The organism is Pseudokineococcus marinus (assembly GCF_013004605.1).
In the GTDB taxonomy this organism is placed as follows: Bacteria; Actinomycetota; Actinomycetes; order Actinomycetales; family Quadrisphaeraceae; genus Pseudokineococcus; species Pseudokineococcus marinus.
Genome location: NZ_JABEMA010000151.1, coordinates 1 through 7,459, shown reverse-complemented (window position 1 = coordinate 7,459; position 7,459 = coordinate 1). Strand labels below are relative to the sequence as shown.

Annotated in this window: 6 protein-coding genes and 1 pseudogene; 3 read left to right on the top strand and 4 right to left on the bottom strand. The window is 76.5% G+C overall.

The window, feature by feature from the left end; genetic code table 11:
* The 3 genes from HLB09_RS10450 to HLB09_RS10440 all read right to left on the bottom strand — a co-directional run.
* Positions 1 to 1,106: Mrp/NBP35 family ATP-binding protein (locus HLB09_RS10450; RefSeq protein WP_171203320.1), on the bottom strand; the 1,106-nt coding region annotated here is incomplete at its 3' end.
* Positions 1,103 to 1,747, bottom strand: coding sequence for a DUF1003 domain-containing protein (locus HLB09_RS10445; RefSeq protein WP_171203319.1), 645 nt, complete (start codon positions 1,745 to 1,747; stop codon positions 1,103 to 1,105). The genes HLB09_RS10445 and HLB09_RS10450, both read right to left, overlap by 4 nt.
* Positions 1,748 to 1,878: 131 nt before the next feature.
* Entirely contained in the window at positions 1,879 to 3,168 is a 1,290-nt protein-coding gene (locus tag HLB09_RS10440) for a magnesium transporter MgtE N-terminal domain-containing protein (protein ID WP_171203318.1), read from the bottom strand.
* Positions 3,169 to 3,324: 156 nt separating this feature from the next.
* Here HLB09_RS10440 and HLB09_RS10435 point away from each other — a divergent pair, with 156 nt between their 5' ends.
* The 3 genes and pseudogenes from HLB09_RS10435 to HLB09_RS19990 form a co-directional block, all read left to right on the top strand.
* Complete coding sequence (locus HLB09_RS10435; RefSeq protein ID WP_171203317.1) at positions 3,325 to 3,936, top strand: Dps family protein; 612 nt, start codon at positions 3,325 to 3,327, stop codon at positions 3,934 to 3,936.
* 33 nt (positions 3,937 to 3,969) lie between these two features.
* On the top strand, positions 3,970 to 5,001 hold the full coding sequence (locus HLB09_RS10430; protein ID WP_171203316.1) for a lysylphosphatidylglycerol synthase transmembrane domain-containing protein: 1,032 nt from the start codon (positions 3,970 to 3,972) through the stop codon (positions 4,999 to 5,001).
* A 113-nt stretch (positions 5,002 to 5,114) separates the two neighbouring features.
* Positions 5,115 to 5,396 (top strand): annotated as a pseudogene (locus HLB09_RS19990) (general stress protein); the annotation flags it as partial.
* A 539-nt stretch (positions 5,397 to 5,935) separates the two neighbouring features.
* On the opposite strand, the gene HLB09_RS10425 reads toward HLB09_RS19990, so the two are convergent.
* The coding region (locus HLB09_RS10425) for an aminopeptidase P family protein (protein WP_171203315.1) at positions 5,936 to 7,459 on the bottom strand (1,524 nt) is incomplete at its 5' end.

Below are 7,459 nucleotides of genomic sequence, written 5' to 3'. Positions count from 1 at the left end.
GTGAGCCCGAGCGGGCGGCCCGCGAGCCCGCGGGGCCGGGAGAGGCCGCGCGCCACCTCGCGCAGCGCCCGCGCCGCCGGCGCGTCCGGCTCGGCCAGCACGAGGGGGACGCCGGCGTCCCCGCCCTCGCGGACGCGGACGTCGAGCGGCACCTGGCCGAGGAAGGGGACAGGGACGCGCAGCAGGTCGCCGAGGCGCTCGACCACGGCCTCGCCGCCGCCGCTGCCGAAGACCTCGACGCGCGAGCCGTCGGGCATCTCCATCCAGCTCATGTTCTCCACCACGCCGGCGACCGACTGCTTCGTCTGACGGGCGACCGCGCCGGCGCGCTCGGCGACCTCCGCGGCCGCGGCCTGCGGCGTCGTGACGACGAGCAGCTCGGCGCCGGGCAGCAGCTGGGCGACGCTGATGGCGATGTCGCCCGTGCCGGGCGGCAGGTCGAGGAGCAGGACGTCGAGGTCGCCCCAGTGCACGTCGGTGAGGAACTGCTCGAGGGTGCGGTGGAGCATCGGGCCGCGCCAGACGACCGGCGCGTTGCCCTGCGTGAACATGCCGATCGAGACGACCTTCACGTCGTGGGCGACCGGCGGGATGATCATGTCGTCGACGCGCGTGGGGGCCGTGGTGACCCCGAGCATCCGCGGCACCGAGAAGCCGTGGACGTCGGCGTCGAGGACGCCCACGCGCAGGCCGTCGGCGGCCATGGCGGCGGCGAGGTTGACCGTCACGCTGGACTTGCCGACCCCGCCCTTGCCGGAGGCCACCGCGACGACGCGCGTGAGCGAGCCGGGGCCGAAGGGCACCTCGCGGGCGGGCCGGCCGCCGCGCAGCACGTCCTTGAGGGCGGCGCGCTGGGCGTCGTCCATGACGCCGAGGGCCACGCGCACCGAGGCCACGCCCTCGAGGGCGGAGACCTCACGGGTGACGTCGCGCTCCAGCTGGGCCTTGAGCGGGCAGCCCGCCGTCGTGAGCGACACCTCCACCGCGACGTCGGCCCCGTCCACGGCCACCGAGCGCACCATGCCGAGGTCGGTGATGGGCCGGCGGATCTCGGGGTCGAGCACGCGGCCCAGGGCCTCGCGCACGAGCGTCTCGGTGGGGCTCATGCCTCCAGCGTAGGTGCGCCCCGGCGCCCGTCCTGACGGCCCGGGTCCCGGCTCCGGTCCCGGCTCTGGTCAGGGCCCTGGTCACGGTCCGGGCGGCCGTCGGGGCGCCCGCGCGACCGCCCGCGGCCCCGCTCCCCGTCGTCGCGGCCGCCGTCGAGCTCCTCGACGAGCTGCCGCAGCTCGCTGCGCAGGAAGTCGCGGGTCGCGACCTCCCTCAGGGCGATCCGCAGGGCGGCCACCTCGCGGGCGAGGTACTCGGTGTCCGCGAGGTTGCGCTCAGCCCGCTGCCGGTCCTGCTCGAGCGCCACCCGGTCGCGGTCGTCCTGGCGGTTCTGCGCGAGGAGGATCAGCGGCGCCGCGTAGGAGGCCTGCAGCGACAGCATCAGCGTGAGGAAGAGGAACGCGTACGGGTCGAAGCGCAGGTCCGCCGGCGCCAGGGTGTTCCAGAGGACCCACAGCACGATGAAGCCGGACATGTAGATGAGGAACCGCGGGGTGCCCATGAAGCGGGCGAAGGCCTCCGACAGCCGTCCGAAGGCCTCGGGGTCGATGCTCGGGCGCGGCACGAACCGCCGCCTCGTCTCCTGCGGGCTGTCCAGCCCCGGCCCGCGCCGGCGCGCCGCCGTCCGCTCCCGTGCCATGCCTCGTCCCTCCTCCGCCTGGGTCGGCCGTCCTGCTCGTGCGCGCCCCGGTGGGGAGCGGCGTGCGCGCCCCGGCCGCCCCCCGACGGGGCGCGGACCGGGACGGTCCTGCTGGTCGTGCCGGTCGCCGCTCAGCGCGCGGCGCCGCCGCCCGTCGCCAGGTCGGCGTCGTCCTGCTCGCGCCAGTCCTCGGGGAGCACGTGGTCGAGCACGTCGTCCACCGTCACGACCCCCAGCAGGCGGCCCGCCGGGTCCGTGACCGGCACCGAGACGAGGTTGTAGACGGCGAGCCGCCGCGCGACGACGCCGAGCGGCGCCTCCGGCGGCAGGCCGTCCACGTCCGTGTCGAGGATGGACCCCAGCTGCTCGTGGGGGGCCACCCGCAGCATGGCCTGGATGTGGACGAGCCCGAGGTAGCGCCCCGTCGGCGTCTCCAGCGGCGGCCGGCACACGTACACCGACGCCGCCTCGGCGGTCGACAGGTCGCTGCTGCGCACGAGGGCGAGGGCCTCCGCGACCGTCGCCTCCGGGCCCAGCAGCACGGGCTCGGGCGTCATGAGGCCGCCGGCCGTCTCCTCGTCGTAGGCCAGCAGGCGGCGGACGTCGGCGGCCTCGTCGGGCTCCATGAGCTGCAGGAGCGTCTCCTTGGCGTCCTCCGGCAGCTCGCCGAGGACGTCGGCCGCGTCGTCGGCGTCCATCGCCTCGAGGACGTCGGCCGCGCGCTCCCGCGCCAGGCCGGTGACGACCTCGACCCGGTCCTCCTCGCCGAGCTCGGCGAGGACGTCGGCGAGGCGGTCGTCGGCGAGCTCGGCCGCCAGCTCGAGGCGACGGCGGCCCGACAGGTCGTGGAGGGCCTCGGCGATGTCGGCCGGCTTCATGTCCTCGAAGGTCGCCACGAGCAGGCTGGCGCCCTGCGCCCCGGCGGGCGCCCCGAGCAGGCCGCGCACCTCGTCCACGTGCACGAGCAGGGTCTCGCCGCGGCGGCCGCGCAGGCGCGAGCCGAGCCCCCCGGGCACCCCGCGCCGGACGAAGACCCGCATGACCTCGAGGTCGCGCGGGCCCGGCCGCTCGAGCGCGAGGTCCTCCACGGTGGCCGTCCCCGACCCGTCGAGGAGCTCGACGCGCCGCTCCAGCACCTCGGCCAGGAGCAGCACCTCGCTGCTGCGCTGCTCGAAGCGGCGCATGTTGACGAGGCCCGTGGTGATGACCTGCCCGGCGTCCATCGCCGTCACGCGCGTCATGGGCACGAAGACGCGCCGGCGCCCGGGGACCTCGACGACGAGGCCCACGACCCGCAGGCGCCGCCCGTCGCCGCGCAGCACGCTGACGACGTCGCGCACGCGCCCCACCTGGTCGCCCAGGGGGTCGAAGACGGGGAGCCCGGCCAGCCGCGCGGCGAAGATCCGGGACGGGCTGCTCACGCCCGTCAGCGTAGCCGCGCCGCGCGGCCCCGCCCGGCGGCTCCGGAGGCGACGGCGGGCCCCCGACGGCCGACCGCGCGGGGCCGGCGGCGGGGCCCGGGGAGGGCCGCGGACTCGCGGGTGCGGCCCGCGGGCGCCGGTCGTAGCGTCGAGGGCATGACGATCAGCGAGACCTCGAAGGACTCCTCCACCGCCCTCGACGGCGCCCCGGAGATCGCGTACACGATCCCGGGCATGGCGCAGGACGCCGGCGCCCAGGTGGTGAAGAACCTGCAGGAGCGGCTCAACGCCCTCACCGACCTGCACCTCACGCTCAAGCACGTGCACTGGAACGTCGTGGGCCCGAACTTCATCGGGGTCCACGAGATGCTCGACCCCCAGGTCGACAGCGTCCGGGAGATGGCGGACTCCGTCGCCGAGCGCATCTCGGCCATGGGCGGCAGCCCGGTCGGCACCCCCGGCCACCTCGTCGCCCAGCGCTCGTGGGACGACTACTCCATCGGTCGCGCGGGCACGATCGAGCACCTCGGGGCGCTCGACCTCGTCTACCAGGGCGTCATCGCCGACTACCGCGCGGCGATCGAGTCCGTCGGCGAGCTCGACCCCATCACCGAGGACATGCTCATCGACCACTCGACCGACCTCGAGCAGTTCCACTGGTTCGTCCGCGCGCACCTGGAGAACGCGGGCGGCGAGGTGTCGAGCTCCGGCGCGAAGAGCGAGGTCCAGGCGGCCAAGCAGGCGGGGGAGAAGCGCTTCGGCGAGTGACGCCCTCCGGACGCGGCCGGGGAGGAGGCGCGCATGGCCGTCCCCCCGGCCGTCGGTCCGGAGACCGACCGCGTCGCGGAGCCCCCGGTCTCGTCCGGCGACGTCGCCGCCGAGCGGAGCGCCCCGCACGTCCGACGGCGCTGGCGCGCCGCGGGCGCCCTCCTCGGGGCGGCGCTGGGCGTCCTGGCCCTGTCCCTCGTCGTCCGCCAGCTCGGCAGCGCCGACCCCCTGACGGCCCTGCGGCAGGCCCACCCGGGGTGGCTCGCGCTCACCGCCGTCGCGGCGGTCGTGCCCTTCGCGGGAGCCACGGCCACCGTCATGGCCTTCTCGCCCGTGCCGCTGCGCCTGCGCCCAACGGCGGCCGTCCAGGTGGCGGGCACCTTCCTCAACCTCCTCGGCCCCGCCGGGCTCGGCGGGATGGCCCTCAACGTCCGGTACCTCTACCGGCGGGGCGCCTCGACGCCCGCCGCCGTGGCGTCCGTCCTCGCCATCCAGGTCGTCTCCGTCCTCGTCACCGCGCTCGTGCTCGTGGCGGCGGTCCTCTCCTCGGGGCGCACGGCGAGCGGCGTGCGGCTGCTGCCCGACGAGGTGACGCTCCTCACCGTCCTCTCCGTCGTCGTGGCGGCCCTCGGCACCCTGCTCGTGCCGCGCCTGCGGCGGGCGGTCGTGGCTCGTCTGCGTGCCCCCGCGGGGCGCGCCCTGGCCGTGCTGCGCGACCTCGCGCGCCACCCGGCGCGCCTGGGCAGGGGGGCCCTGGGCAGCGGCCTCGTGACCGGCGGCTTCCTGGCCGCCCTCGGCCTGAGCCTGCGCGCCTACGGGGCCGACGTCCCGCTGCTCGAGCTCGCCGTCGTCCTCTTCGCGGGGACGGCCGTGGGCAGCGTCTTCCCGACGCCGGGCGGCATCGGGACCGTCGAGGCGGCCATCGCCGCCGGCCTCGTCGCGGTCGGCGTCGACCCGGTGCCGGCCGTGCTCGCGTCGGTGACCTACCGCGTGGCCACGCTGTGGCTGTGGGTCCTGCCCGGGTGGCTCCTGGCCGTCCTCCTGCGCCGCGCCGGGCACGTCTGACCCGCGCCCTCTGCGGGGTCGATCCCTGGGAGGTCGCCGGACCCGGGCTGTGAGGCCGCACCGAGCTGGTGGGGGAGGAGCGTCCCGGGTGGTGGCGCCCCCGGGGGCGGCGGATGATCACGACCATGTCCAGCCCCTTCACCTCCGCCCGCAACCGGCAGGGCGTCCCCACCGCGCCGACGGGTGAGGAGGTCGCCTCCTACGAGACCTACGCCGCCGCCCAGGCCGCGGTGGACTTCCTCTCCGACGAGCACTTCCCCGTCCAGCACGTGACGATCGTCGGCACCGACCTGCGCATGGTCGAGCGAGTCCTGGGCCGCCTCACCTACGGGCGCGTCGCGGGGGCGGGGCTGGCGTCCGGCGCCTGGATCGGCCTGCTCATCGGCCTCATCCTGCTGCTCCTGTCGCCGCCCGACGCCGGGCTCGTCGCCATCCTCCCGGCGGTGCTCATCGGTGCGGCCTTCGGCCTCATCCTCAGCCTCGTCAGCTACGCGGCCTCCCGCGGCCGGCGCGACTTCACGTCCGTGAGCCAGATCGTCGCCTCGCGCTACGCCATCTTCTGCTCCCAGGAGCAGACCGGCGCCGCTGGCGCGCGAGCAGGTGCCGGCGTCGCCGGCCCCCGGCGCCGGGGCGTCGGAGGGCGAGGAGGGCCCGGCGCGCGTCAGCGGTCCGACGTACAGCGAGATGGTCGCCCGGCAGCGCGAGCAGGAGCGGGCGCGCGCCGAGGGAGAGGATCCGGCCGGGCGCGCGGAGGACGCCCCCCGCTGACGCCGCGCGTGGCGGCCGGCTCCCCCCGGAGAGGCGGTACGTCGGGAGCGACGCACGCGGGGCGGCGACACCAGCAGGGGCGGCGGCACCAGCAGGGGCGGGGCACCGGACGACGTCCGGAGCCCCGCCCCTCCTGCGTGCCCGGCGCCCGGGCCGGGGGGGCCGGTCAGCCCCGGAGCGAGGCCATCCACTCCTCCACGGCGCCCGGCTCGCGCGGGAGGGCGGCGGAGAGGTTCTCGCAGCCGTCGGCCGTGACGAGGACGTCGTCCTCGATGCGCACGCCGATGCCCCGGAGCTCCTCGGGGACGAGCTCGTCGTCGCTCTTGAAGTACAGCCCGGGCTCGATGGTGAAGACCATGCCGGGCTCGAGGACGGCGTCGAGGTACATCTCCCGCCGCGCCTGCGCGCAGTCGTGGACGTCGAGGCCCAGGTGGTGCGAGGTGCCGTGGACCATCCAGCGGCGGTGCTGGCCGCCCTCGGCCGACAGGGCCTCCTCGGCGCCCACCGCGAGCAGGCCCCACTCGTCGAGACGGGCCGCGATGACGCGCATGGCCGCCTCGTGGAGGTCGCGGAAGCGCGAGCCCGGGCGGGCCACGGCGAAGGAGGCGTCCGCCGCGTCGAGCACCGCCTGGTAGACGCGGCGCTGCGGCTCGGTGAAGCGGCCGTCGACCGGCAGGGTCCGGGTGACGTCGGCCGTGTAGAGGCTGTCGACCTCGACCCCGGCGTCGAGGAGCACGAGCTGCCCCGGGCGCACCGGGCCGTCGTTGCGGGTCCAGTGCAGGGTGCAGGCGTGCTCGCCGGCGGCGGCGATCGTCTCGTAGCCGACGCCGTTGCCGTCCTCCCGGGCCCGGGCGGCGAAGGCGCTCTCGACGACCCGCTCGCCGCGCACGTGGTCCAGGGCGCGCGGCAGCGAGCGCACGACGTCCTCGAAGCCGCTGGCGCTGGCGGCCACGGCCAGGCGCATCTGCTCGACCTCGTGCTCGTCCTTGACGAGCCGCAGCTCCGACAGGGCGACGACGAGCTCGTCGTCGGCCACCTCGGCGGCCGCCGGGTCCGTGCCGGCAGCCGTGCGCAGGGCGGAGACGCGGGCGGTCAGCGCCGGGTCGGCGTCCGCGACGACGCGCAGCGGCGCACCGCCCTCGGCGAGGAGGTCGTCCAGGTCGCGCACATCCCGGCACGTCAGCCCGAGCTCGGCCTCGGCGTCGGCGAGCGAGGGGCGCGCGCCCACCCAGAACTCGCCGTAGCGGGCGTCGGCGAAGAACTCCTCCGACGTCCGCGGCGTGCGGGGGCGGAAGAGCAGGACGGCCTCGTGCCCCTCCTGCCGGCCCCCCTCCGGCCGGCCGCCGTCCTGCTGGGCGCCGTCCTCGGACCCGCGGGGGTCGAGGACGAGCACGGCGTCGGGCTCGCGCTCACCGCCCAGGCCCGTGAGGTGGGCGAAGGCGGAGTGGGCGCGGAAGCGGTAGTCCGTGTCGTTGGAGCGGGTCTTGAGCGGACCCGCCGGGATGACGAGGCGCTCGCCGGGGAACATCCGCGAGACCTCGGCGCGGCGGGCGGCCGCGAAGGGGTCGAACAGCGGCGAGCCGATGCTCCACCGGTCGGAGCCGACCTGCTGCGGGTAGATCCCGAGGGAGGACAGGACGTACCAGGCGGACATCTCGCCGTTGTCCTCGTCGCCGGGGTAGCCCTGGCC